Source organism: Enterococcus sp. XAF26B05_ASV22, from assembly GCF_056727285.1.
This window is the reverse complement of sequence record NZ_CM161538.1, coordinates 468,105-493,857: the sequence shown is the minus strand read 5'-3', so window position 1 is coordinate 493,857 and position 25,753 is coordinate 468,105. Positions and strand designations below refer to the sequence as shown.

Here is a 25,753-nt window from a genome sequence, read left to right as displayed (position 1 = left end):
TTAGCCTCCGAAATTGTAGCCTTTTTTGACAATAATGTAGATAAATAACGGTGCACCGATCACGGATGTAATAATACCGATTGGCAGTTCTACACTTGGAATAATGACTCTTGAAAGCAAATCAGCCCAAATCATAAAGAGAGAACCTGACAAAGCGACAATCGGTAGCAACCGTTTATGATCTGACCCGATAAACCCACGGACGATATGCGGAATGATCAATCCTACAAAACCAATCATGCCAGAATACGCCACAATCACTCCTGTCAAAAGAGCAGACAATAGTAAATACAATTGACGATATTTGCTCAAAGGAACCCCCAAAGTAACCGCCGCTTCATCACCTAATAACATCACATTCAAGATACGATGTTGAAATAAAAAGAAACCCGTGATCACAACAACCGTGATCGACAAAACGCTCAACTTATTCCAGCTTGCAGAAGCTAAACTCCCCATTGCCCAAAATGTTACAGTCTTCATGCCTTCCGCATTATTCGCAAGATAAACAATGAAGCTTGATATAGAACTACAAAGAGCACCAATCACCGAACCGGATAGAACCAATTTAACCGAAGTCATGCGACCACCGATTCCCGACAAAATAAGCACACCAAATGCTGCAGCCATCGCACCAACAAATGCTCCAAAAGCTAACCCAAATTGAGAAAAAATACTTCCAGTACCAAATCCGACCAAAATCGCAAAAGTTGCACCCAGTGAAGCGCCCGAGGAAATGCCTAAGATATAAGGATCCGCTAACGGATTTTGAACAACAGCCTGCATCACAGCTCCAGTAATAGCCAACCCCATGCCCACAAAAACGGCTAAAATCACTCTTGGTGTCCGAACAAACCAAATAATATTGACCGCTGAATTACTCGCGATTCCATCAAGCGATCCAAATCTACCACCTGATATTTTGGTTAACAGAATTTGAAATACATCTTCCATAGAAATATTCGCTTGCCCATTGATCAACGAGTAAACAATTGAAAAGAAAATAAGTGCGATCAATACTAACAACATCAACGAAAAAAATTGCTGATTTTTCGTCTTGTTTCTTCCATCACTTGCCTTGATTACTTGCAAAAAAATACGCCTCCTGTGTATCAGAACTACTCATTGCCTTCACTCATTTCCGCTATTTTATCAGACAGTTGAGCTGTCCATTGATCTACCGATTTTCTCCGGCTTGTCGGGATTTTCATCGTTTCATCTATTGCACTGATATCAAGCAACCCGATAATTTGTCGCTCTGCTGTCACGCCAACAGCCTGTTTGAACTTCTCATCAAAAATAACTGGAATCGTCCGCCAAGTCACGCCGATTTGTTTTGACCAAGCAGCCAATTGAAAATTTTGAATAAACGCTGAAACAGCCCCTACTGCTTCCAAGTTCATTTTTTCACTTTCATGTGTAGGCGCTGTGACAATCAAGGTCAACGGAACCGCTAGAAAATAATCACGTGTTCTTTTTTTGGCTGTTGCTAGATTTTGCTGATCATAGTGTGCCCATGTATTCAATCGATCATAGCTTTCCATGATTTTTTCAACAAATAGCTGACGATCTTGCGCAACATTGACGATAATGACTTCCCACGGTTCTTCTTTCGAATGATAAGGGGCATAACTTGAACTTGTTAATAGTTCATCTATAACTTCCATAGAGATTGCTTGATTGGATAATGTCCGAATCGTCCGGCGCTCTCTAATGGCTTGCTCAATTGAATCAATGTCCATCATTTTTCTCCTATTCTTTTATCCTTTATCTGTAGTATCATTTTAGAATAAACCACCGTAATAACTGACAATGAAAATCATTCTCAATTAGAAATTAAGAGTACCATTTCACTATTTTATTTGCAAGTCTCTTTTCTATTTTTAGATTAAAAAATGAGGCTTAAACATAACTCTACGAGTCATATCTAAGCCTCAAGGAATCCGAATAAACGCTTGGAGCAGAAGTAATTACTTCACTTTGCTTCGGAAATAATCCCTTCTGTCCCAACCTTAACTTTTGTTGCATCCTTTTACAGTCCATAAAAATAGAATCTGTTTCCTTTTTAGTCGTCTAATTTTTTCTCCAAAACATCTCCTGTTTGAGCGTTGATTTTTACAGTCATCTCTTTATTTCCAGTTTGTACTTTTACTTCCCAATAAGTAACGGATAGGTCTCGTTCTAACGACCACTCGATTGCTGTTCCTTCTCCGACACTGTCTTGCGCAATTTTTGAGACATCTTCTAAAGATTTGATGTTCTTCAAATCTAAGGATTCATTCGTCTTTTCGACACCATTTTGTTCATCTTCATCTAATGTTTCTTCACGATCTTTTTTAAGATCGCCCGTTTCTGCATTGATTTTGACTTCATATTCCTTAAAATCATCTACACCTTTGATTTCATAATAATAGACACCAAATGAAGGATCTAACTCCAAAGAGGTGATTGATGTATTTGGGTATGCCTCATTATAAGCTTTGATTGCATCCTCTACACTTACATTTATCTGTATTTGTTTTTTCGTAGCGCTGTTTGACGTGCTACTAGAATTTTGCGTTGTTGATTGGCTCACTTCTGTACTCACTTTACTTTGTTGGTTTGTCTCTAACGACTTATCTGTCTTTGTACAGCCCGCTAGAGCAAAACTTAAACATAGTGTACCTACTACTATCATCTTTTTATTCATTTTATCCATCCCTTTCAATTTTCCATTTCTGATTTGCTTTACATTATTATTTTAGCAGGTAAATCCTATTAAAAAATAAATCAACATGAAAGTTAAATGAAGAAATCTTCATTTTACAAGCGTCACGACAAAACGAGTTCCTTTAGGCAATACATCTGTCACAGCGATGGCCCCTTGATATTTTTCAACAAGCTCCTTCACAATCGATAAGCCAATTCCTGTACCAAAAATCTCACTGGAGCGGGATTGATCCACTCGGTAAAAACGTTCAAATATTTTTGCTTTCTCCTCATCAGGAATTCCCATACCGGAATCTTCAACAATGAAGCGAATCGTAGCCTCATCAGAAAATAGTTCAACAGTGATTGTCCCAGCAGCATCTGTATATTTCATAGCGTTTTCCAGTAAGTTCCGTGCAATCTGATAAAAATGTTCTGCTTGCCCTTCAACAAAAATTCCTGATTCAATGTTAAGGATGACCTCTTGTGACATCATGACTTTCAGTTCTTCGACTGTTTGTTGAATCATCAAAGATAAATCCACCGATTCTGTATCAACTTGTGTATCTAAACGGCCTAACAAAAGTAATTTCTCTACAAGTAATTCTAGTCGTTTTGATTCTTTATCCACATAATCAAGCGAGGTTGGGATCACTTCTGGATGTGACACGCCACGGCGTTTGATCAAATTAACATGCCCGCGAATTGCAGCGATCGGTGTTCTTAGTTCGTGAGAGGCATCTGTGACGAATTGTTGCTCTCTTTTCAAATATATTCTTTGCTTCACTAGTAACTGATTGAACGACTTTGAGATATTTTGAACTTCCTGCGGTGTTTTTGGTATCGTTAGCTGTTGTTTAGAATCCGAGATATTCAGTTGATTGATTTCCTCATCCATGATCACCAATGAACCACTTAATTTTTTAGAAAAACGATGTGTTACCAGCGATCCAAAGACAATTACAGCCAACGTGATAAAAATCGTTAACGAAAAAATCCGCCCAATCAATTCAAATTGGTCTTCCATATCTATTAAAATCGTTACTTTTGCCCCTTCCTTTTTAAAGCTTTCATAGTAGTAAGGCTCGATTTCACTTGTCCATAAAATACGGTCAACTAAAATGAACTGTTTCAACTGGGGAAATTCCTGAAATACCTCTTCGGCATCGTCGGAAGAATAAATGACTTCCCCAGAGTTCAACTGAACGTAAATGAGATAAAGAGAACTGTCCTTTGAAGTATTTTTCACTAGAACTTCTTGCCATTCTTTAGCCTCTTTTGCATCACTATTTTTTAAAGAATCTTCCAACAATTCTGCCTGTTTTTCTGTTGATTCGTATAGTTCTGCTACAGTAATGCCCATAATCGCTAGACTTAAAATTAGTACAGCAGAAATAAGTAACCCAATAAAACGAATGGTCAATTGAAATTGTGTTGTATTTTTTCGTTGTTTGAGTGTCGTTTTAATTTTTTTCATTATTCATCCTCAATACATAACCTACTCCTCGAACCGTTTGTATCAATCGGCAAGATGAATCATGGTCCATCTTATTTCTAAGTGAACGTATATAGACATCTACAGTGTTCGTTTGCCCAAAATAATCATATCCCCACACTGCATTCAATAGTTCATCCCGTGAACGTACTTCTTCTGGATGTTTGATTAATTCTGCCAGTAACTCAAACTCTTTTTGAGTCAATTGAATGTCTTCATTATATCGTTTGACTACTCGTTTCGTTATATCTAAGGTTAAATCACCATACTGAAATAGTACAGGTTGTTGCTGAAATTTCTGGAATTGTTCTTGGCGACGAATAATCACTCTGATTCTAGCCAATAATTCTTCGATATCGAATGGTTTTGTAATATAATCATCTGTCCCAGCATCCAATCCAGTAATTTTATCTGTTACTTGGTCTCTGGCGGTCATCATAATAATCGGGACTTGGCTCGCTCGACGAATCCTTCTAGCAACTGTGATTCCATCATATTTTGGCAACATCCAATCTAATAACAGCATCGTGATTTTTTCTTGATTTTGTTCATATAGCTCTAATGCTTGTTCACCATCCGCTGCGTGTAGTACTTCATATCCTTCAAATCGAAGTTCTTCCGAAATAAAATTAGCTAGACTCGCTTCATCTTCCACTAATAAAATGACTATGTCCTTCATTTTTCCACCCGCCTTTTTGTATAGAGTACCCAGTATTTAAAGCGAGGTCAATCAAATCATGATGAAAATTTTTTCATTTATTAGATTCCGCTAAAAGTTCTACTATGTAAAAAAAAGAAGCCAAAAATTCAGCCTCTTTTTTTGCTAATTAATTTTACGTAATTGGAAATATGCAACAATTTCGCCAATTCCCATAAAAATCAAAATACCACCAAATAATTGGAAAAGTACCAGTAAACTACTAAATGGATTAAACGTTAATACTAATCCAGCAATAATCAAAACTACACTATAAATCAACATCGGCATCCAACTAACATTGACATATGTTCGTAAGTTTACGGATTGAATCGCACGAGTCACGCCAATAATCACGATCATAAGACCTAGGAAAATCGGTAAAATACTTACGATTCCCTTCGCAAAAACAAGCACGATTCCTGCAATCACTAATAAGACGATTCCACCTAGAAAACTCATTCCATAGGTACCGGTTGCTTTTTTGACTTTAACACCATCGTAAAGATTTAATACACCGCTGATTGCAATATAAGCTGATATAAAGTAAACAGCGACTTGGAACACACTCCTAGGATTGATCACAATCAACAATCCAAAAATCATATAAACAATTCCTCGTAATAATGCATATTTCCTTAATTGTTCCATCACGTTATTCATTCATTTCCCTCCACTACCGTTTTACTTGTCTCCATTTATATTGTATAGAATTTTTTTAAATAAGACGAGCAATATGAATCAGCAATTGTTATTTTGGAATCTTAGATAGTGTCTAGCTCTATACAGAGCTAGACTGCAGGTTCTCCATTAATAGTAATAAACGGTGTTATTTCAATCCACTAGCTCTATACAGAGCTAGACGGTAACCAACCAAGCGAACTCGAAACAAATATAATATTTCAATCCACTAGCTCTATACAGAGCTAGACTTTTACATAAAAATAGAAGAGGGTGTATTTCGTGATTTCAATCCACTAGCTCTATACAGAGCTAGACTTTTTCGCAACGGTAACTTTATCTATAGGGTCAAATTTCAATCCACTAGCTCTATACAGAGCTAGACACTCAGTAACTCTTGTAATTTCTTTACCTTGCTTCATTTCAATCCACTAGCTCTATACAGAGCTAGACTTGGTCGCATTAAAGTGTTGCAAATAAAATAAGCAATTTCAATCCACTAGCTCTATACAGAGCTAGACGTTCATAAACCATATGATATGCTTCTCTTTAGCTTATTTCAATCCACTAGCTCTATACAGAGCTAGACCTAAAACAATTATTGTTGCGACTGATAGTGACAGAATTTCAATCCACTAGCTCTATACAGAGCTAGACGAACGATTGAAGAACGCCTGAAAGAATTAGAAGAAATTTCAATCCACTAGCTCTATACAGAGCTAGACCGTGAAAACAGCAAAAATACATGACATGTTTTTACTTTCTCACAAAAAAATACTTTGAAAATTAAATTCAGATGAGAAAAACGGCTTTTTTAAACAAAATATACCTAAAATTTGGTGCGGATCCCCCAGTGATTTCATGTGCACTTGGGGTTCGCACCAATTTTACTTAAAATATCAAAGGAGCTTCTACATCAAAGCTTTCTTTTGCACCAATATGCTCTACTTTATTTTGATAATTATTCCCTAATCTATAAATACGTAAACTATCTAATTCTTCATCAATTAAATCAATCAACTCTTTTTTCAAGCGAGTTAACTCCGTTGCATCAACAACACACTCAAAAACAGAATTCTGAACACGCTGTCCATAATCTTGGCATTTTTTTGCTACCTTTCTCAAACGGCAAGTTCCATTCTTCGAGCTTGTCGCGACATCATAAGTGATCAACACTAACATACTTTTCACCTACTTCCATAAAAACGGTGGATAACCATCTAAATCATCTCTTAAAAAGCGACTTAATAACAATGCCTGAGCGTAAGGAACTAATCCCCAATTGATTTTCTCACCTAAAAACGGATGCTGAATTTGTTCTTGTTTCTTCTCTTGCCATTTTTGAAAAAAGGTACGCCTACCATCATCCGTCAAAATGACTGCACCACTTTCTTTTTTGACAAAATCCTTTTCGGTCACCATTTTCTTATTAATCAACGTTAAAACAAAACGATCCGCATAAATGCCTCGCAACTCTTCCATCAAATCTAACGCTAAAGAAGCTCTACCTGGTCGATCTTGATGCATAAAGCCAACATAAGGATCAAGTCCAACGGTTTCCAATGCAGCAGCACATTCTTGCGCTAACAAAGTATATGCTAAAGAAAGCATAGCATTTACATTATCCAAAGGTGGTCGGCGGTTTCTACCATAAAAACCAAAATCACTTTTTTGCTGTAAAATCATTTGATCAAACAATAGAAAATAACGATTCGCAGCTTGTCCTTCAATTCCTCTTAACGATTCTAAATCGCCAACTTGACGGATATCTTCAATGTATTTTTTTAATTCTCCAGAAATTTGTTTAAACCGTTCAACATCAATTCTCATCGGATTTTCTCTCGTCATCCGTTCCAACATCCAACGTTGATTGTACAATTTACCAATAATAAAATGACGAGCAATTTCTAAGCTTTCTGCTTCTGTATCCGATAGACGGTATTGCTTTTTCCGCAATGTGACATTACCAGTTATGCCGCCAGTCACTCGACTGCCAAACTTACCAGAATTTGTTAAAAAGGTTATGCCTATATTTTTTTCAGCGCATTTACGCATCAACGCTGGACTAGCACCTAAATAACCAGAAGTGACAATCGCTTCTATATTATGAAGTGGAACTCTATTTTTCTGTTCATCAATTTTGACGACAATATTCTCACCGTCTAAAGCTAAATAGGCATCTCGGGTTGTTACAAATAAGGTATTCAACAGTTTTTTCACTCGCATAACCTCCGATCTAAGTAACCTTTAACGGTTTGAACATTCATTAATTTAGGTAAACAGATATTTTGTAGGGAACATTTTTTGCAAAAGTTTCCAGTTTTTACCTTTGGTGTATAGCGTCTGGTCCAGTACTGATGCATTTCTGCTACATTTTTTTGTAATTCTTCTCGTAAAGCAGGTGTAATTTCGATTTCTTCTCGGCGTTTCGTTTCATGATAATATAAATAGCCTTTAGGTACTTCACAGACTAACATTTCTTCTAAGCAAACGGCTTGAGCTGTTAATTGTAATATATCACTATGCTCTTGTTTGGGTTTACCATGCTTGTATTCAACTGGTACAGGTAAATAAGTTCCCATTTCTCCGTTTAATGTTACACCGTTTGGACCTTGCACAAATTCCACCACATCACAGATTCCAGTAATTCCTAAAGTCGGTGAATGGATCGGCAATGCACGAACAATCAAGCGATCTTTACGTTTTTCTCTAATTGTTGGCTGATCGGCCTTTTCGTGTAAATATTGTCCTTCCAGCGTTAAAACATTTTCTTGCCATTGCTGTTCAATATGAATCAAGGCCCATTGACGGCGGCAAAACAGAAAATGTTGGATGCCTGAAATCATTAAATAATCTTGTTCATCGTACATGTTATAGCCCTTCGATGACTGTTAGCTCGATTCCTTCTAGTGGTTCCACGGTTACTTTGTAATCATCAAATGATTTTGCGCGGTCGACTTCAGGAATTTTTTCGATTTTTACAGAGCGATGGACTTTCGCGGATGATGCTTTGCCCATTTTGCTCGGATGTTCCCACCAATAAACCTTTTCGACTGCCATACTGCCATCTGGACGAGCGGATGATGCATCGTTTTCGAAAAGAGTGGTTAGGGCTTCTTTGATTTTTTCTGCATCTGCCTCGGTAAAACCTGTTTTTTCTGCTAGTTGGACGTTGATACTGCCGTTGAAAACATAGACGCCAAAATCTACAAAGTGTTTGGTCCCCATGGTGTCAGAGCTTTTTCCGCCGCCTTCACTGACTGAATTGACACTTTTCGTGATTTGCATTGTATTAATGTCGATTGGTTCAAGGCTGACTGCAGTTTGTATCGAAACTGGACCACGAACACCTACAGAAAGTTCCAATCCTTTAAATGCAAATACCTGTCCAAAACTACGGGTATCGATCCACGTTTCACAAGCTACTTCACTAAATCGGTTCACATCGGCTTTCTTTTTATCAGCAGCGATTTTGTTTAATTCTTCAATTGAATCGACACGATCTTTCAAGCTTTTTAGTCCATCATCTGCTCGATCATCAGACTGGACAAAAATTCTTTCACCCATATCTTGTAGACGGTTGCGTATTTTACGTTTGATCGCTACATCCGAAATCTCGCCATAGCCTTCAAAATTTTGGCGTGGTCGGTTTCCGTTTAGTGGATCACCATTTGGATTAGCATTTGTCACTGATGTGATTACTTTAAAGTCGATTTTGTGTGTTAAAACTGTCATGATTTATTCCTCCGTTTTCTCTTCTGTTTTTTTCTTCAAATCTGCTCGTTGGCTATAATAACCTAATAAATATTTCCCGTCTAAAGCTTTATCTGTATAGTCTTCAAACTCAAAAGAATCACCAATTTCATCTAATAATTTTTGATAATAACTTCCTTTTCCTCTTAACCTTGCTTGATACGGAATCAAATTTTCTTGAATGATCCTCCACGTTTTTAACGGATGATTACTAAAAGCATTCATATAGCGAATCGCATTTGTACTTCTATTAATACCTGCTTTATATAAGGCACGTTCTTCCAACACATCAGCAACTGCCAACATTCTTCCAAATAAGTAACTTCTATCTTTCTGATTTTTATCTAGAGCCACATTTTTTTCCTCCTTTTTAAAATTAAAGTGTTTTTTCATTACTGCACAGGCAATACTTAATGTTTTTTCCCATTCCCATTTTTCCATGCTTACAGGATTTGACGCTCTTTGTAGGAGATTTCGAACTAGATTTATTGGAATCCTTTTTCCATCTACAACACAAGGAAATAGTTCATGAATTGTATTTTTTATCAGCGTATCACTCGCTCGTGAACCGTAGGCTGCTTCGGCGATATCCCTCAAAGATGGCGCTCCCCAAAAAGTATAACGCTGCTTATTTTTACTGCCGTAAGTATGTCGCCAGAAACAAGTTTGATGCCAGTCTTCAATTCGAGCAAAGTATTGTTCCTTTTCAATCGAACGATAGTACAGAATCCCCATTCTGCCTGGAGTAGCTGCATCTAGAATCATGATGTAAATTGGTTCATGATACGCAAGCTTCACGCTATAACCATTCAAGGCTTTTTTAAATAACTCAGAAAATTGTTGATGGGTTGTATCTGGGTTTAGTAAAACTTCTGCTTCTTCATCCTTTGCAAAAATAGCATCAAAATTAAGAAAATCAGCACTGGATTCTTCTGGATTAGGAACATTCGTTTCTTTTTTCCCCCAGGTTAAAAAGACTCGTCCGTCTAAACTAAACGCTTGTTTGCCAATCAGCCATTTTAAGGCGTTATGGCCTTTTTGAGAGACTTCATAACTGATCGAAGCCACTTGATTTTTATCTGTAAAACGACCTTTATAGGTGAAATTCACCGAATCATTGCCAGAAATTATTTTCGCCATATCACCACCATAACGTACCTTTGAAGGGTGATTTTCTGTCAGAGGTAACATTTCGCCCGTCACATAATCTAGCCCCTCGTTCGTCAGTTCGTTTGTATAATAAGCGACAAAGGAGTCAATGATTTCTGAATCGCCCCAAAGTGGTCGTTTTCCTGTTCCTTGTTCTTGAACAGCAAATCGAACAAAAGAGGTCGCTTGTTCTCCAACTACTACACTAAATAATGCTGGTTTCTCACCAAATTCTGCTTCTAGTTCCTTTGACCACTTGGGAATAAGTTGATGATTTTTCTCCACCATTACCTTTGCTTGTACTAAATCTTCAATTAGTTTGCCTTTTTTTAAATAACTTAAAACACTTTTAACGACTGGCTGAGAATAAGCTGATTCACACCATGCCTGCAAGTTTTCTAAATACATCTGATAAGAATTTTTTCCAGCTTTATTCTTTTTGTAAACACCACCATAGTGTTCAAAATCACCAGCAACATAAACTAAATTGTCATGGATCAAGTGTGGTGCAGATGTTGAACCAGCCCTTCCAGCAGATTCGATCGTTACAGGTATCATTGTTTGAGCGTCTTCTTTTGGAACGACGCTTGCTGAATAAAATTCACCTTCTGGCGTTATCGTTACTTCGATTTGAGCATTTTGATACGCATGTGCAATGGGTAAAAGTACAATTTCTTTTCCAGACGAAGTTCGTTGGACTTTTCCTACTTGGTCGGCATTTTCTCTGTACGTTTCATATAAATCATTCAACCAACTCATCATTCAACCTCCTGTTCCAAGGATTCAAATAACTGATCAACGGGTTCTATTTCTGAAAGTTCAAATGGTTTAGCTTGCATCGTTCTAAGCGGTCGAACTAAGGTACAGGCTTCTGGGCGAGGAAACTGAATAATCCCTTTTTCCATAATCGGGTGCCACAAACGAACAGCTAGTTCGTCTCTCCCTGTTTCATCTGGATAGGATAACCCATGCACCATTGTGCCAAAATGTAGCTCACCATCATACGCATCATAGTCCCCTTTTTCCACACCAAACTCAACAGGTTCCACATATCCCTGACATTCTCGCGTACCTAGAAAAATATCCCTTCTCCCGCCAGCTTTGATTGAACGTTTTAATATTTGATAATGTTTGTCTTCATTCCAATCGCCTTTTAAATCAGGACGATGTTGATTAAACTCAAAATGGACTTTCACTTCATAAACAGGTTTTTTCAAATACGTATAATACGCTAAATCACTGGCACTGCTGTCATTGTATTTCATTGGGCGCATGCCTTTAGATTCCATTTGAATGGATTTCATTATGCGAACTTCATCAATGTAATAAACAATTGATGGTTTCCAGTAGATACTTTCGGTAATTCCTTTTAAGGCTTGATAGGTAGGAACTTGATAGGTCATCTTTTCTCCACCCATTTTTGTCAAAGGATCCGTAAAAAGAGCATACTCACCTTCTACTCTAAAAGAAATTTGATTTTTATATTTCATTTATGCTTCCTCCTTTTTTAAAATTCTAAATAACCACTCGCAGCTTCTGCTTCTAAATCGATTCCAAATTTCAAATCGTATGCATTGCTCGTCAGAGCTAAAACATCTCCATTTAGAAGTGGATAAATACTACCCGTTTTTTGAAGTTCCATCAGTTCGTGCTGAAACACATTGACCATATATTGTTGCGCTTTTTTTAAAGTAGGGGCATACTCTTCTGGGCTCAACTCTCCGTTTAAATCAGCGATTAGATCGTTGCCTTTTTTATACGGAACAAGTACTGATGTTGTTGGGCTATCAATGACCTGAAAATATTTCCCTACTGTTTTAGGACTACTTCTAAAAGCCAATAGAGGAGCAGAGCCATGTGTTCGTTTGTAGTGCTCTAGAGCATTAGCCCCTTCACCTAATAGACTAAATAGATTGAGGGATGTCTTTTTTACTGGATAATTTAGTTCATTTTTAAAACGAGCGTAATATTGATCAAAGTATCGTTTCTGAACATCATGAGAAAGTAATTCCTTTTGTTCTAGTTCACTGCTTTCTTTAAGAATATCTAGCGTAATTTCTTGGCCTTGTTTAATTTCTGGTAAATGAGTCAGATTTTCAAGGTCTGCTGAAAGATTGATTAAGTAAACTGGTTGCGGCTTGGTTTCACCATGTCGATTACAACGTCCTGCTGCTTGAGCAATTGAATCTAAACCTGCTACTGAACGAATAACGGATTGGAAACTGATATCCACACCGGCTTCAATTAATTGGGTTGTGATACAGATGAGTTTTGTATCGCCATCTTTTAGCTTTTCACGTAATTCATTCAATAAATTTTTTCGATGCTTGGCACACATTGAGGTGCTCAAATGATACAATTCAATATTCTCTAATTGCGTATTCCCCAAATATTGATAGAGACTTCGAACAGCTTTTTTTGTATTTAAAATAATCAACACGTTTTCTTTTTCAGCTAAAATTTCTTGGCTAAACTCTGCTAGCTCTTCAAGCGTCCATGGTTCATCCATTGTCCGATCAACAACCTCTACTCGTTTAAACTTTGATTCTACTTCTGATAAGTTAGAGACCATTTCGTCATCGGATTCTTTGGCTAATGCTCTACCGACATTTTCCAAAGATGGCTGAGTTGCTGTACATAAAACACTTGTCGTTGTGCCATAATTTTTTAAGAAGTTCAAGCTTTCATTGAATAAATGAGTGCAGTTTGTTGGAACACCTTGTGCTTCATCAAAAATAATCACTGCATTTGTTAAATTATGAAAACGACGTGGATTTCGGGTTCCTCGACTGTATATCGTATTTAGAAACTGCACCATTGTGGTAAAGATTACTGGACTTTCCCAGTTATCTTTCATTAATGCTTGTTTCTGCTCTAACGCTTCTTTTTCTGCTTCTGACTCCTCTGTTTGTCTTTCTTTCGTTTCTTCCTGATCCGTAAAAACGTTAGAATGATGTTCTAATATATTTATCTCGTCTTTTAAAATTTCTCGAACGGTTGCAGCATTTTGCTCTATAATGGTTGTGAAGGGCACGACATAAATAATGCGTTCTTTTCCATATTTGATAGCGTGATTCAACGCAAAACGTAAACTAGCTAACGTCTTTCCGCCTCCCGTTGGAATCGAAAGGGTGTAAATCCCTGTTTTTCTTTCAGAGAACGCTTTGCACTGTTCCGACATTTGACTACGAAGTTGATTGATTGGCGTGTCAGCAGTAAATGTTGAAATATATTCTTCTAAACTTTGGCTATAGGATTGAAGTAATACGTCATTTTCATGCTGTTTAAATGTTTTATTTTCTTCAAATAACATCGTATTCGTTCGGTCCGCATCCAAAAGGCAACTATAAATGAATTTCAAAAGGAAAAAGGTATCGTTTTGTTTGACTCGGTTCTTTCCGTCAGTTTGATAAAACCCTCTCAATTCTTTTGTTGCTTCCAACAGTAATTTCTGAAACTGTTCTTCTGACATCACTTCTTGGAAAAAACGACCTTTGATTAGTTCATACTCAACAACCTCTATTTCATCTACTCGTCTGAGATAATCAGAAGTCGCTTCTCCTTCTGGGGGAAAAAAGTCTTGCAGACCTCGGCTACTATGATGAGAAATAATTGCATTACCTACTAATTCAGCAAGAATATATGAAAATGAATCACGACTATTTTTGTGGCAATAATCAAACAAAAGCTTACCGCCAGCTGTTGAATGATCAACACTGCCTCGTGTCACACTTTTCGGATCAGCCACTGATTTTTTTAAATACACTTGGAATTCATTTGAATACTTCCCTAGATCGTGAAGCAAACCAGCCAAATAGCTAGTTTTTCTTAGTCCTATTTTTCCGCCCCAATCAGCGCTTAGTTCGGCGCATTCTGCTAGATGATCCTTTAAGAGCTCTCTTCTCCATCTGACTTTCTCACATGGGCTATATACATACTTATTCTCCTTAATTAGTTCCTAAATGTCTTAAATACATTATATCATTTATAAAAAAAAGAACTATCTAAAAATTTAAATAGTTGCATTATTTTTTTGATTGATAGAGAAAAAAGTAGACGACTAATAAAATTACTAATGCTAGTATAAACAAATTAGAGAATTCAATTTTACGTTTCCAAAGTTTATTTACCATAACTGTAAGAAGTGCTGCAATAATAACAAACAACAACTTTTCAAATGATTCTTTATTATTCATTCATTTTCCCTTTCAATTCAATATCTATTTTAAAATAATATATATTATTTCAAAACTAAACTTTTTGTCAAATTAGCTTTTCTTTTAAATTGTTTTTTCAAACGCCAAAAAATATGGTACAATAATTTTAACATGTCACATTTTTATGTGTGGATTGAAAAAATTCTATATCTATTTTCTCCAACTATCGGCGACCCAGAACATAAAATCTGGGCTGATATCATTATAAAATCTAGCAACGCTAATATAAATCTAGTAAATTATACAGAATAGGAGTGACAAATATATTATTCGTAGACAAAAAATTACAAAACAACTCTATTCCCACAGATTTTTCTACTCATACTGAAAATAAAAACGAATTAACTAAAGAATCACTAACTAACGATCCTTTTTCTGAAGGTTACGAAGGTGAATTTTATGAGCCCGATGAGTGGTCAGAACTAATGTCTTCATACTAAATACGTTCATAGAAAAATAAACTTGACTACACTCTTTTTCTCATGTATCTTATACGTATAAAAGAAGAATGGTCATACACCAAAGACCCCATCACTTTCGGAGAGTGATGGGGTTTATTTTGGCTTTTCGTCGCTTTCTAGCCTTGTCGATTATCAAGCCAATGTTTGAATAGCCCTAAGACCACTCCGACAATAATCGGACCAATGATCGTTGTAAATAACAGAAGAATGGTCATGCACCTCCTTTCTGCGATACGTATCGCCATCGCAAAAGAGAAAGCGACCATTTTCAGCTTATCAAACTTTTTATCCCTCGCTACTTTTTCCTTATAAATAATTCTGATTTTGTCAAACTTGTCCTATTTTTTGGACTCATTTGATTATATACTCTATTTTACGCTCTGCAGAAATAGTCAGCCAACTCAAAAAAAGTTTTGTTATTTTTTCTTATATATAAGGGACATGTTTTTCGTGTTATTTAATCCCTCCCCTCAAAAAAATTCATTGTGAACAAGCCACTCTTTCTGTATAATAACAAACATAGGATAGAAATAACTAACATTAAAAATAAATAAATTGGCTCTTCGTGGTCTGGCGCCAACCAAACCAGAAGCCTTGTTTAAACAGCAGTATCTGTAAAACAACTTTGCCAATAGCGTAAGGATGGATCTATTTTTGTTGTACACTTCTATAGTGACGACACATTTTATAGTTTCTTTATCTTGCCTATTTGTAGACGATTACAGGTCACCTGTGGATCGTCTTTTTTTATTTCTATCCTACACATTTTGAGAAAAAGAAAAAAGGCACTCCATTGTTCGGCGCCAACCGTTCAATGAAGCCCTGAATAGAAAGCAGTACCTCTCTATCCAAGTTGCCCATTTGCCAGTACCGTAGCACTAGCTTCTTTATTGTACCTAATTCTTGTAAGAATTTCTAGACACTTTTTGAATTTTTCTCTGGTTACACAAAGAAGTTCCCTACATACTGGCATAATTCAACCATAGAGACGGACAGCTTTCACTTTTTCTTTTGCTCTACATACTAATAAGAAAAGGAGAATTACCATGAAAAATTCCGTCATCTGCATTAAAACTGTCCCGTATCAAGAGATTCTAAATCTTCGAGATTCACTCGAACGTTTAGAATCTTGGAAAGAACCATTGGAAGTTCTTGAAAAATATTTTACCAATCCAACAACACCAATCAATAAAAGACAGGTCGTTAAACAGTATTACGCTAGTGCCAAATTGTTTGAAACATTTAATAAAGAATTTGAGTTATTGATAGCAGAGTCGCAAAAACAATTGGCTATTATTACACAAAATCAAAATAGTTGATTAAAAAAATGAAAGGAATGATCTTTTGCGTATTTAGATAGTGTAAGGAACAAAAATATGATTGGACTATTTTAAGTCACATTAAAAATGGGAGGGATTATGTTGGATTTACTAAAAGCAACAAAACAAAGAGAGCGAATTGTTATTATCTTTCCAAAAAAATTAGGTATAAAAGAAAATCAAGAATTCTACTACTATAAAAATAAAGAAGGGATTATTTCATTTATTCCAAAATAGAACGTCTTTCTCGCGAAACAATTCATTAAAAATTTTAATAGGCGCTTGCTTTCAAGTAGTTTTCGTATAAAAGCGGAAGACCTAGAAATGAATACTATTTTCTAAGCCTTTCGCTACTATTACTGATAAACAGTTTTCCTATGCAAAATCACTGTGATAAAAATTGTTATTATCTTGTCCTATCACGATAAACAACCTGTCCACTTATCATTAAATAAGCTCCTGCATCATTTCAGCATGAGAAATACTTTCGTCATTTATTTGATGCTTTTTCATCAGATTATTGTATGTTTCTAAATCAATCTGATTTTCTAGGCTTTCCAAAATTGTTGTCTTAGCAAGTTCAGATAAGGATATCTCTTTAGAGTTAGCCAGCCTTTGCATAAAATCTTTTTCATCGTTAGATAATCTAAATGACACTGTATTCATTCAGTTACCTCCTCTTCAAACATTCGTCTTACTGATTATCGTAATACATTTACATACATTTTTCAATTGTACTAAAACTACATTTTGGATTGTTCCGCTACTAACAAACACCTTACTTCTCAATCCCATAATCAATCTCAATAACCAAGTTGTCTCCATCTAAAAAATACTTGCCCGTACCTTGAATTCCTGAAAGTTCTTCCGTTCCAGTGTTCTCTTTTATCACTAATTCATTGTGCGGAAGTCCCTTTTCAAAAGTCCCTCGTTCTTCTAAGACAAACGTGCCTTTGCGGCCTTTTAGCACCTCTTCAAAGAACAGATACCCTAAATAGGTCGCTTCTGATAGATGAGGGTTTTCTTGATTGTACTGCGAGTAATGCAACAAATAATCTGCTTTGAAACTGCCTGTAATTTCTTGTAAGGCTTTATACCAAGCAGAAGCTTTCGCCACTGGTTGTTCAGTCGGGATATCTGCCAATAATTCTTCCTCCCATGAAACAAGCTCAAAGGTACTTTTAGCCAACATGATCCTCACCAGCAGTTCTTAGTTCTTGTTTGATCGCTTCATAGTAACCTAACTTGTAAAAGTTATACCATTGTTCCACTTCTTTTTCAGGCATTACTTGAAGTGCCAACAAAATTTCTCTTGCAAACTCTAAATGCCCAGTCCCATTGGCTGTAATCAGGTTGTTTGCTCTTATTGCTTGAACTTCTAAATAGTGATTCCCACCAGTATAACGCGCGCCAGCGTAATCTTGTATGTCTTGTAATTGGTTACTTGTATGCTTGTGATCATTTAGTAACCCTAGACTTCCCAGATAGACAGTCGCATCACAAATCGCTGCAATCACAGCACCTTGTTGTTCCGCTTTGGCTACTAAAGCATCGACTTCTTTTGCTTTATCCGTTCGCCAAGACTTTCCACCAATTAAAATCAACGCAGCAAACTCTTTTTGACACGCTTCGGCAAGCGTATAATCTGGTAATGTCGAAAAACCGCCCATTGAATGAATCGCTTGTTTTTCATTTGAAACAGTTTTAACCGTGAACCCCTCTTGCTGATTCAGGGCTGCTGCAATCGATGCTGCTTCCCAATCTGCATAATCTTCTAATAATACAAAAAACACTTCTGTCATGATTTATTCCTCCTTAATTTAAAAGCGAAGCGGGCTCGTTTAACTCTGACAGGAAAATAGGAAAATCTAACTGAGGTGCTTTTTGCCTCATTTAGATTTTATCTTTTTCCCGAAGAGTTAGCCCGCGTAGCTAGATAACTTACGGTAACAACGTTCCGCTATGCTACACCTTGTACTTTTCAACATCTTAATAAGAGGAGGAAGCAACGTTCCTTTCAGTCACCTTGTACCAATCAATATCAACTCATAACTTCGTTGTATTTCTTGGCATGTTTCAAAGCAAAAGCGAAGCGAGCTCGTTCAGCTCCGACTGGAAAATAGGAAAAATCAATTGTGGTGCTTTTTACCACAAACTATTTTTATCTTTTCCCCGAGGAGCTAGACCGCATAGCTAGATAACATTAAAAGCGAAGCGGGCTCGTTCAGCTCCGACTGGAAAATAGGAAAAATCGATTGTGGTGCTCTTTACCACAAACTATTTTTATCTTTTTCCTGAGGAGCTAGACCGCATAGCTAGATAACGGTAACAACTTCCAGATTTGATGGAAAAAGGATAAGCTAGATACCTGTTGGAGTTCATCATACAACAGAAGTGTGACAACTGGTTGTCAGCTTTTGTAAAGAAAATACATTTCTTCGATTTTCGCTTTGACTGCCTCTACTATGCTCGGCGGTTCAATAACTCGTACCTTATCCTGTAAACGTAAAATGAAATCGACCGATTTTTTATGATTTATCAGTGGAAATACAATCGTTCCAGTAGTTAAATCTTTTTCATGTTCCTGAAAAAATTCTGCCCCTAGTTTATCGATCAAATATAATTTATCTTTTTGCTCATAGGTTAAGACAATTTGCTGCACTTCTGGTGATACCATCGCTTCTAAATAATCATTTTCAGACTCTATGGTTAGCTCTACAGGGTCTAGTGCTCTAGATTCAAATATCTCGCCTAACAGCGCGTATGTTTGAATCCTTGTCAGTTTAAATAAACGAAACGCCTTTCTTTTTAAACAAAAACCATACAGATACCAATGTGAAGCTTTAAAAATAAGTTTATAAGGCTCTATTTCCCTTTCAGAATAGCCTTTCTTAGAATGGTATTGAATCACAATGATTTGCTGCGTTGCTATCGCTTGTCGTAAATCATCCAATTTATTGTTTCCTTCATTTGGTTTATACCAGGAAGATAAATCGATCAGCAAATCACTTTGCGGCTGTTGTACCTTCGTATTCGGGGCAATTTTTGCCAGTAAAGGACTAATTTCAGAGGATGTTGAAATACTTTGAATCGCTGAAAGTCCTGTCATAATCGTCGAAATATCCTCAGTTGAGAAAACATTTTTGCTGATTTTATATCCTTCAACAATGCCGTAACCGCCATGAATGCCTGAGTAAGAAATAACTGGAATTCCAGCTAAATTCAATGTTTCGATATCACGATAAATGGTGCGTTTAGATACTTCCAGCCGTTCTGACAACCCTTTGGCGGTCATTCGGTCATTTTCCGTCAATAAATTTACCAAGCTGAGCAAGCGATCTATTTTCATAATTTCTCCTTTTCACTGTATCTATACAGATAAAAAAGGAATCCATTTGCTAAATGCTCATCGATTCCTTCTTTCTTGATTTTTCTATTATCATTATACTTCGTAACGGATTATCACACAATTTAATCCAGTAAGCAAACAGTCCAAAATCAGAATTTCTCTACGTGACTCTACAAAATAATATTATCCTTCAAAATCTCCAGATCTGTAATCACAATCTTCCGTTCCTGAATCTTAATTGCTCCTAAATCCTTCAACTGCTGCATCATTCGATTGACGCTACTAGCAGAAGTGATGCCACAAAAATGAGCAATCTCTTCATTTGTCACCACAAAATCAATCAATAATCCGTCATCTATTTGCACACCAAACGTATCGTACAACTCATAAATCTGAGTGCAAACCGCACCAAATTTCCCATTCATCAACATCTGCTGCATCTTCTTCATTGAATACATCAAACGCACACGATAATAATCTTTCACATACATCTGCAGTTCTTTGCTTTGATTGATATCCTTCCAAAACTGAACACGATCGATCTGATACAACTCTGCCTGCTCTGACTCGATTCGGATGTTAAACGGCGCATCGATAAACTGAGAATATTCATCCCTTAAAAGCGAGACGATTTCCAAGCTATTGATATATCTAAGATTGAATTCTCGTCCATCTGGCGAAATAACGCTAGTTTTGATAATGCCGCTTTTTAAAATATAAGCATAACGGTCTTGTAACCCTTCATAAGTAAGGTACGTTCTCTTTTTCTTCACTACGACTGGAAACGAATGATCGTCTAAGTATTCTTGCAACACGTGGCTGTCCATTTAGTAACTCCTCACCATTTATATGAATATTTCCTGTAAAAGCTATTCTTATTTAAGATGATAACACATCGAAAAGCAACAACAAATGTATATGACTTTTGTTGTGCTTTTTTGTTAATAACTTTTTTTTAAAACAAATCCGCATTTTTTTTAATGGCTTTTTTCGTATAGTATCTATACAACTAGCTTTCAGAAAAGAATTGTAATTTGCAATTTAAGCTTATCCTAACAAGAAAGAAGGAACGTGCAACAATGACGGAACATTCAGAAGAAAAATTATTCAATAAAGGGTTTATCAGCATCACGTTGATCAATTTTGTGGTCTATCTCGTTTATTACTTATTGATGGTGATCATCGCAGTGATTGCGCAAGATACGCTTCATGCTTCACTAGGTCAAGCAGGTCTTGCCTCAGGGATCTATATTATCGGTACCTTATTTGCACGGCTATTTATGGGAAAAATGTTGGAACTGCTTGGTAGAAAAGCGGTCTTGCGATATGGTGCTTTGTTTTATCTCATCACAACGATTGCTTATCTCTATATTCCAAGTATCGGGATTCTTTATTTTGTTCGTTTACTTAATGGCTTTGGCTATGGAACGGTGTCGACAGCGACAAATGCGATCGTGACGGCCTATATTCCTAAATCAAAACATGGTGAAGGAATCAATTATTATGGATTAAGCACTAGTTTAGCTGCAGCGATTGGTCCATTTATTGGGATGATTTTATTAAATACAACGAGTTTTTATTTTATTATTCTGTTTTCGATCGTGCTGATTTTCTTGACAACGATTGCCTGTTTTATCTTCCCTGTAAAAAATATTCAATTAAGTGCTGCTCACAAAGCTAGTTTATCTCGTTGGACAGTTGATAGTTTTATTGAAAAAAAAGTGCTATTTATTTCGTTTATTGCCTTTTTGATGGGACTTTCTTATTCCAGCGTCCTTTCATTTCTTTCCTCTTATGCCAAAGTGATCGATTTAGTCAGTGCTAGTTCTTTTTTCTTTGTGGTCTATGCGTTGGTGATCACAGCGACTCGTCCAATGTCTGGCAGAATCTTTGATGCGCGTGGTGAAAATGCGGTCATGTACCCTAGTTTTATTTTTCTAACGGCAGGATTACTCTTATTGAGCGTGACCACAAGTGGTTGGATGTTGCTTGTTTCAGGTGGATTGATTGGTTTGGGATATGGTACGTTTATGTCAAATGGCCAAGCGATTTGTTTAAAAGCCAGTCCTAATAGTCATCGAATAGGCATTGCATTGTCTACTTACTTCATTGGTTTAGACCTTGGTTTAGGTGTTGGACCGTACGTTTTAGGCGAATTACGAAGTCTACTTTCCTTCCAAGGGTTGTACTTCGTTGCAGGGTTGATCCCTGTGGTTTGTACAGTTCTCTATGCTTTATTTTACCAGTCAAAAGCACCCACTTACGAAAGTAAATGAAACGAACAATAAAAGGAGCGATAGTATGAATACAGATGAACGTATGCTAGAAGTGTTACAGCAAACTTTAGTAAAAATTGATGAATTGAATACTCGGATAGGTCATATCGAAAAAGATCTTACATCGATCACTATGCACCAACTAGCTATGGATCATTACGCACAAGCGATTCAAATGGCTACAGAAAATAATAACATCATGGGTTAAAATCAGAGAAGATCAAACGCTCATTGACTCTACTACTTAGCTTTGTTGCATTATCATAAAAAATAAAAATCAGCGTCGCTTATCAGGGTTAACCTGTTGGCGACGCTGATTTTTTAAAATGCAGGTGTTAATGTTTCACTGTATTTTGTTTCCAGTAATTCTCGAACTTTATCGCTCGTCATCGCTTTTTTCAGCGCTTTGATTTTATCTGAATCTTTGTTGTCTTCTCTGGCAACCAAGCTGATTGCAAAACGATCATCTACTTTCTTCTCTAATAAAATAGCATCTTTTGGTGTCAACCCAATTTTCGCAATATAGGTTGGATAATTGTAGACCATTGCAATATTATTTTCGTTATACGCTTCAGCTAGATTTAATAAATCAACAGAAACCCATTCCAATTTTTTCGGATTTTCAACAATATCTTTGATTGTTCCATTAAAGCCAACGCCATCTTTTAATGTGATCAGACCAGCATCATCTAGGATTGCCAAAGCCCGACCTTCATTTGAAACATCACTTGGCAAGGCGATTTTTGCTCCTTCTGGAAGCTCTTTGATGTCTTTATACTCCTTAGAATAAAACCCAACTTTAGCATTGTATATTTTTTGTACGACAACTAAATTACCGTCTTTTTCCTCATTGAATTTTTGCATAAACGGTTCATGTTGCGCAAAGTTCGCGTCGATTTCTTTGGCATTCAATAATTCGTTGTATTGAATATTATCATTTACTTGCACTAATTCTACTTTGTAGCCAGGTTCAACTTCTTTTGCAGCTAACTCAACTACTTCAATGGTTGAGGGAATATGTGAAGCAACTTTGATCACTTTATCTTCTTTTTTCTCTGTATTTGCTTCTTTTTTCTGACCTCCGCACCCGACAATTACCACTCCAGCCAACACTAACATACTGATCCATACTTTCTTTTTCATGATTTTGCTCCAATCTATTATTTTTTGTTTATTTTTTTAGCTAACCAGCTACCGCTGATTTGAATCACACTGACAAAAACGATCATCAAGACAATTGCCGTATACATGACGGCATATTCATAACGTTGATAGCCATAACGCAAGGCAAAATCGCCAATTCCGCCACCACCGATCACACCCATTACAGTCGAATAAGAAACCATACTAATAATTACTGATGTCAACGCCAGAACTAATCCAGAGCGTGCCTCCACATATAAAAATCGAAAAATCAATTGAACCTTGGTACTGCCTAAAGAACGTGCTAGTTCTAAACTATCGTTTGGCATTTCTAAAAGCACTTGTTCCACAAGTCTGGCATATATTGCAACTGCTACAAAACTTAATGGTAACGCTGCTGCATACGTCCCAAATGCCGTTCCTAGTACAAAGCGAGTAAAGGGAATCAGTGCCACTACAAACAATAAAAAAGGGAATGAGCGAACAATATTAATATAGCCATTCAATAAAATCCCTATCCACTGACTGGACTTACTCGGTAATATTTTCGTTAAATACACAAAGGTTCCAAGTGGTAATCCCAGAGCTACCGCAGCGACGATTGAAATTAAAATCATGATGCCACTTTCAGAAAGAGCTTTTGTAAGTTCTGGAAGGTAGTAACTAATTTTATCTATATATGCTGTCATCATCCCAAACTCTCCCGAACTCTTTCATAATATGTGCCAAATTGCAGCTGTTGTTGCTCTTTTTGAATCGCTAGAGTTTCTAGCACTTTGCCTTTTTCCAAAATCGCCGTTCGATTACATAATTGCTTGATCAATGTTAACTCATGGCTAACAATGACCATCGTTGTCCCAAACGTTTGATTGATTTTTCGTAATAATTCCATGATGTCATAGGCATTTTGGCCGTCTAACGCGGAAGTTGGTTCATCACAGAGTAAGATTTTAGGTTGTGTAATCAACGCTCGCGCAATCCCCACACGTTGCTTCTCACCACCGCTAAGCTGTCTGGGATACTGTTCTCCCTTCTCTGACAGACGTACAAAATCCAGCACTTCCTGCACCCGCTTTTGATCATAGGTTTTATTTAAACGTAAAGGAAGTCCTATATTTTCATTCACCGTTTGATTGTAAAGTAAATTGAATTGCTGGAAAATCATGCCGATTTGTTTTCGATTTTGACGCTGTTCTGCTTCGCTCAACTGCATCAAATCTACTCCCGCAACTTTGACTGTGCCTTGACTTGGCCGTTCTAGGGTATTGATCATACGCAATAGCGTTGATTTCCCAGAACCACTTTCACCGATCACACCAAATAATTCATGGTCGTTTATTTGCAAATCAACATTATCTAATGCTTTGACAGTCACTTTCTTGTGGCTATAGCTCTTTGATACTTGTTCAAAACGAATCATGTTATTCCCTCCAACTTAATCGACCAATAACTGAATAAATTCTGCTTTCGAAATATTACTAAAATAATCGTCTACAGTGATTTCAGCTAAGACATGTTCCAGTGCTTCTCGATCATACCTACAGCCAATCAATAAATCGGCTATTTCTTTCGTATCTTTTTGGCTAAAATAATCACCATAAATCGCAATTGCTGAGATACGTCCTTTTTCCACAGAAATATTGGCTTCCATTAGTCCACCTGTGAACTTTTCTTCTCTTTTTATTGTATACTTCGGTTCCTCACCAAATACCCAATCATCATTTCCATAAATGTCTAACACCAATTGGTCGATAGCTTGCTCATCTTCTTGTGTTAGTTGATACTCTTGTGACTTGATTGATTCCATCGTTTTCGCGTTAAATAAATGCAGCAATAATCGATCTCGAAACGCTTCTGTAGAAATCCCTTGATATTCTTTCGCCAGATATGGTTTGAGATTAGTTACTCGGCTTCTGACAGATTTTGTCCCTTTTGATGCTAGCTTTTTTTCGGAAACAGTCAATACCCGGCTAACTTCGTCTAAGTCAACATCCAACATCAATGTACCGTGAGAATATATTTTTTTTTTTCGTATACATAGCATTTCCAGAGAATTTTTTCCCATCAATCAACAAATCATTTCTACCACTGACTTCGGCCCCCGTTGCGCCCATTTCATGTAAGGCATCAATGATTGGTTGTGTGACTACTTTAAAGTTCCCAAAAGATTCATGATCTGCATTCACAACAAAGCTAAAACTCAGATTCCCCAAATCATCATACACCGCACCTCCGCCAGATAACCTTCTGGTAATTGTGATTTGATGTTCTTTTGCATAAGCCAAATCAACTTCCGCTCGCACATTCTGATTGCGTCCAACAATGACACAAGGTTTTTGAATATAAAACAAAACAAGTGGCTCGTCAAACGTTGATTGGTTCAGTAGATATTGTTCTGTCGCTAAGTTTCGGCGAATATCGTGAGAGGGCATCATTACATAATACATTCTATTCCTCTTTTCTTATTTTTTCGCTTTTTTATAAAAGTGCTTTCAATAGAAGAAATAAAAACTTTCTGATTATTC

The 25,753-nt window shown here is 36.7% G+C and carries 26 protein-coding genes, 1 pseudogene and 1 CRISPR repeat array; of the genes and pseudogenes, 4 read left to right on the top strand and 23 right to left on the bottom strand.

The features are described from left to right. The 14 genes from AC1PU0_RS02560 to AC1PU0_RS02495 all read right to left on the bottom strand — a co-directional run bounded on the left by AC1PU0_RS02560 (position 1) and on the right by AC1PU0_RS02495 (position 15,356). Positions 1-1,092, bottom strand: coding sequence for a FecCD family ABC transporter permease (locus tag AC1PU0_RS02560; protein WP_479998660.1), 1,092 nt, complete (start codon positions 1,090-1,092; stop codon positions 1-3). 26 nt (positions 1,093-1,118) lie between these two features. Then, on the bottom strand, positions 1,119-1,742 hold the full coding sequence (locus AC1PU0_RS02555; protein ID WP_430598028.1) for a nitroreductase family protein: 624 nt from the start codon (positions 1,740-1,742) through the stop codon (positions 1,119-1,121). Positions 1,743-2,065: 323 nt separating this feature from the next. Next, positions 2,066-2,689 carry a PepSY domain-containing protein gene (locus AC1PU0_RS02550; protein WP_069653926.1) on the bottom strand — a complete coding sequence of 208 codons (624 nt, stop codon included), beginning with the start codon at positions 2,687-2,689 and terminating at the stop codon, positions 2,066-2,068. Positions 2,690-2,797: 108 nt separating this feature from the next. Further along, the gene (locus tag AC1PU0_RS02545) at positions 2,798-4,165 is read right to left on the bottom strand and encodes a sensor histidine kinase (RefSeq protein ID WP_206848510.1); all 1,368 of its coding nucleotides are present in this window, start codon (positions 4,163-4,165) and stop codon (positions 2,798-2,800) included. Beyond that, a complete protein-coding gene (locus tag AC1PU0_RS02540; protein WP_206848508.1) occupies positions 4,152-4,862 on the bottom strand; it encodes a response regulator transcription factor in 711 nt (236 codons plus the stop codon). The genes AC1PU0_RS02545 and AC1PU0_RS02540 overlap by 14 nt, the downstream gene beginning before the upstream one ends. A 144-nt stretch (positions 4,863-5,006) precedes the next feature. Further along, on the bottom strand, positions 5,007-5,543 hold the full coding sequence (locus tag AC1PU0_RS02535) for an HdeD family acid-resistance protein (RefSeq protein ID WP_069653989.1): 537 nt from the start codon (positions 5,541-5,543) through the stop codon (positions 5,007-5,009). A 168-nt stretch (positions 5,544-5,711) separates the two neighbouring features. Further along, positions 5,712-6,286: a CRISPR direct-repeat array (repeat unit 33 nt; unit sequence ATTTCAATCCACTAGCTCTATACAGAGCTAGAC). A gap of 166 nt (positions 6,287-6,452) precedes the next feature. Further along, the gene (cas2, locus tag AC1PU0_RS02530; protein WP_111248483.1) at positions 6,453-6,743 is read right to left on the bottom strand and encodes a CRISPR-associated endonuclease Cas2; all 291 of its coding nucleotides are present in this window, start codon (positions 6,741-6,743) and stop codon (positions 6,453-6,455) included. 9 nt (positions 6,744-6,752) lie between these two features. Continuing rightward, entirely contained in the window at positions 6,753-7,781 is a 1,029-nt protein-coding gene (gene cas1c, locus AC1PU0_RS02525; RefSeq protein WP_206848506.1) for a type I-C CRISPR-associated endonuclease Cas1c, read from the bottom strand. Continuing rightward, entirely contained in the window at positions 7,778-8,431 is a 654-nt protein-coding gene (cas4, locus tag AC1PU0_RS02520) for a CRISPR-associated protein Cas4 (protein WP_206848504.1), read from the bottom strand. Before cas4 ends, cas1c begins: the two co-directional genes overlap by 4 nt. A 1-nt stretch (position 8,432) precedes the next feature. Then, the gene (gene cas7c / locus AC1PU0_RS02515) at positions 8,433-9,296 is read right to left on the bottom strand and encodes a type I-C CRISPR-associated protein Cas7/Csd2 (RefSeq protein WP_206848502.1); all 864 of its coding nucleotides are present in this window, start codon (positions 9,294-9,296) and stop codon (positions 8,433-8,435) included. Between the two features lie 3 nt (positions 9,297-9,299). Continuing rightward, positions 9,300-11,222: a type I-C CRISPR-associated protein Cas8c/Csd1 gene (cas8c, locus tag AC1PU0_RS02510; RefSeq protein ID WP_206848500.1), complete on the bottom strand. Its 1,923-nt coding sequence runs from the start codon at positions 11,220-11,222 to the stop codon at positions 9,300-9,302. Beyond that, on the bottom strand, positions 11,222-11,953 hold the full coding sequence (cas5c, locus tag AC1PU0_RS02505; protein ID WP_206848498.1) for a type I-C CRISPR-associated protein Cas5c: 732 nt from the start codon (positions 11,951-11,953) through the stop codon (positions 11,222-11,224). Before cas5c ends, cas8c begins: the two co-directional genes overlap by 1 nt. Before the next feature lie 17 nt (positions 11,954-11,970). Next, positions 11,971-14,301, bottom strand: a complete 2,331-nt coding sequence (gene cas3, locus AC1PU0_RS02500; protein ID WP_479998801.1) for a CRISPR-associated helicase Cas3' — start codon at positions 14,299-14,301, stop codon at positions 11,971-11,973. A 956-nt stretch (positions 14,302-15,257) separates the two neighbouring features. Next, entirely contained in the window at positions 15,258-15,356 is a 99-nt protein-coding gene (locus AC1PU0_RS02495) for a type I toxin-antitoxin system Fst family toxin (protein ID WP_206848569.1), read from the bottom strand. Between the two features lie 831 nt (positions 15,357-16,187). Here AC1PU0_RS02495 and AC1PU0_RS02490 point away from each other — a divergent pair. Together AC1PU0_RS02490 and AC1PU0_RS02485 are read left to right on the top strand one after the other, a co-directional pair. Beyond that, positions 16,188-16,460 (top strand): hypothetical protein, encoded by a 273-nt coding sequence (locus AC1PU0_RS02490; RefSeq protein WP_206848494.1) that lies wholly within the window; start codon positions 16,188-16,190, stop codon positions 16,458-16,460. A gap of 102 nt (positions 16,461-16,562) precedes the next feature. Further along, a complete protein-coding gene (locus AC1PU0_RS02485; protein WP_479998658.1) occupies positions 16,563-16,697 on the top strand; it encodes a hypothetical protein in 135 nt (44 codons plus the stop codon). Positions 16,698-16,907: 210 nt separating this feature from the next. Here AC1PU0_RS02485 and relB read toward each other — a convergent pair whose 3' ends face one another. The 5 genes from relB to AC1PU0_RS02460 form a co-directional block, all read right to left on the bottom strand. After that, positions 16,908-17,126: a type II toxin-antitoxin system RelB family antitoxin gene (gene relB / locus AC1PU0_RS02480; protein ID WP_010761590.1), complete on the bottom strand. Its 219-nt coding sequence runs from the start codon at positions 17,124-17,126 to the stop codon at positions 16,908-16,910. A 112-nt stretch (positions 17,127-17,238) separates the two neighbouring features. Beyond that, complete coding sequence (locus AC1PU0_RS02475; protein ID WP_206848491.1) at positions 17,239-17,649, bottom strand: DUF3224 domain-containing protein; 411 nt, start codon at positions 17,647-17,649, stop codon at positions 17,239-17,241. Then, complete coding sequence (locus AC1PU0_RS02470; RefSeq protein ID WP_206848489.1) at positions 17,642-18,262, bottom strand: type 1 glutamine amidotransferase family protein; 621 nt, start codon at positions 18,260-18,262, stop codon at positions 17,642-17,644. Before AC1PU0_RS02470 ends, AC1PU0_RS02475 begins: the two co-directional genes overlap by 8 nt. A gap of 608 nt (positions 18,263-18,870) precedes the next feature. Further along, the gene (locus AC1PU0_RS02465; RefSeq protein ID WP_206848488.1) at positions 18,871-19,809 is read right to left on the bottom strand and encodes a helix-turn-helix transcriptional regulator; all 939 of its coding nucleotides are present in this window, start codon (positions 19,807-19,809) and stop codon (positions 18,871-18,873) included. 170 nt (positions 19,810-19,979) lie between these two features. Beyond that, the gene (locus tag AC1PU0_RS02460; protein WP_069639381.1) at positions 19,980-20,636 is read right to left on the bottom strand and encodes a Crp/Fnr family transcriptional regulator; all 657 of its coding nucleotides are present in this window, start codon (positions 20,634-20,636) and stop codon (positions 19,980-19,982) included. Positions 20,637-20,888: 252 nt separating this feature from the next. On the opposite strand from AC1PU0_RS02460, the gene AC1PU0_RS02455 reads away from it, so the two are divergent. Continuing rightward, positions 20,889-22,085, top strand: a complete 1,197-nt coding sequence (locus AC1PU0_RS02455) for an MFS transporter (protein WP_069654001.1) — start codon at positions 20,889-20,891, stop codon at positions 22,083-22,085. A gap of 25 nt (positions 22,086-22,110) precedes the next feature. Next, positions 22,111-22,293 (top strand): hypothetical protein, encoded by a 183-nt coding sequence (locus AC1PU0_RS02450; RefSeq protein WP_206848486.1) that lies wholly within the window; start codon positions 22,111-22,113, stop codon positions 22,291-22,293. Positions 22,294-22,406: 113 nt separating this feature from the next. Here AC1PU0_RS02450 and AC1PU0_RS02445 read toward each other — a convergent pair whose 3' ends face one another. The 4 genes and pseudogenes from AC1PU0_RS02445 to lplA all read right to left on the bottom strand — a co-directional run bounded on the left by AC1PU0_RS02445 (position 22,407) and on the right by lplA (position 25,675). Continuing rightward, on the bottom strand, positions 22,407-23,228 hold the full coding sequence (locus AC1PU0_RS02445; RefSeq protein ID WP_206848485.1) for a MetQ/NlpA family ABC transporter substrate-binding protein: 822 nt from the start codon (positions 23,226-23,228) through the stop codon (positions 22,407-22,409). Positions 23,229-23,245: 17 nt separating this feature from the next. Next, entirely contained in the window at positions 23,246-23,920 is a 675-nt protein-coding gene (locus tag AC1PU0_RS02440; RefSeq protein WP_083241759.1) for a methionine ABC transporter permease, read from the bottom strand. Further along, positions 23,917-24,648: a methionine ABC transporter ATP-binding protein gene (locus AC1PU0_RS02435; RefSeq protein ID WP_069654004.1), complete on the bottom strand. Its 732-nt coding sequence runs from the start codon at positions 24,646-24,648 to the stop codon at positions 23,917-23,919. The genes AC1PU0_RS02440 and AC1PU0_RS02435 overlap by 4 nt, the downstream gene beginning before the upstream one ends. 15 nt (positions 24,649-24,663) lie before the next feature. Further along, positions 24,664-25,675, bottom strand: a pseudogene (gene lplA, locus AC1PU0_RS02430) (lipoate--protein ligase). Between the last annotated feature and the right edge of the window lie 78 nt (positions 25,676-25,753).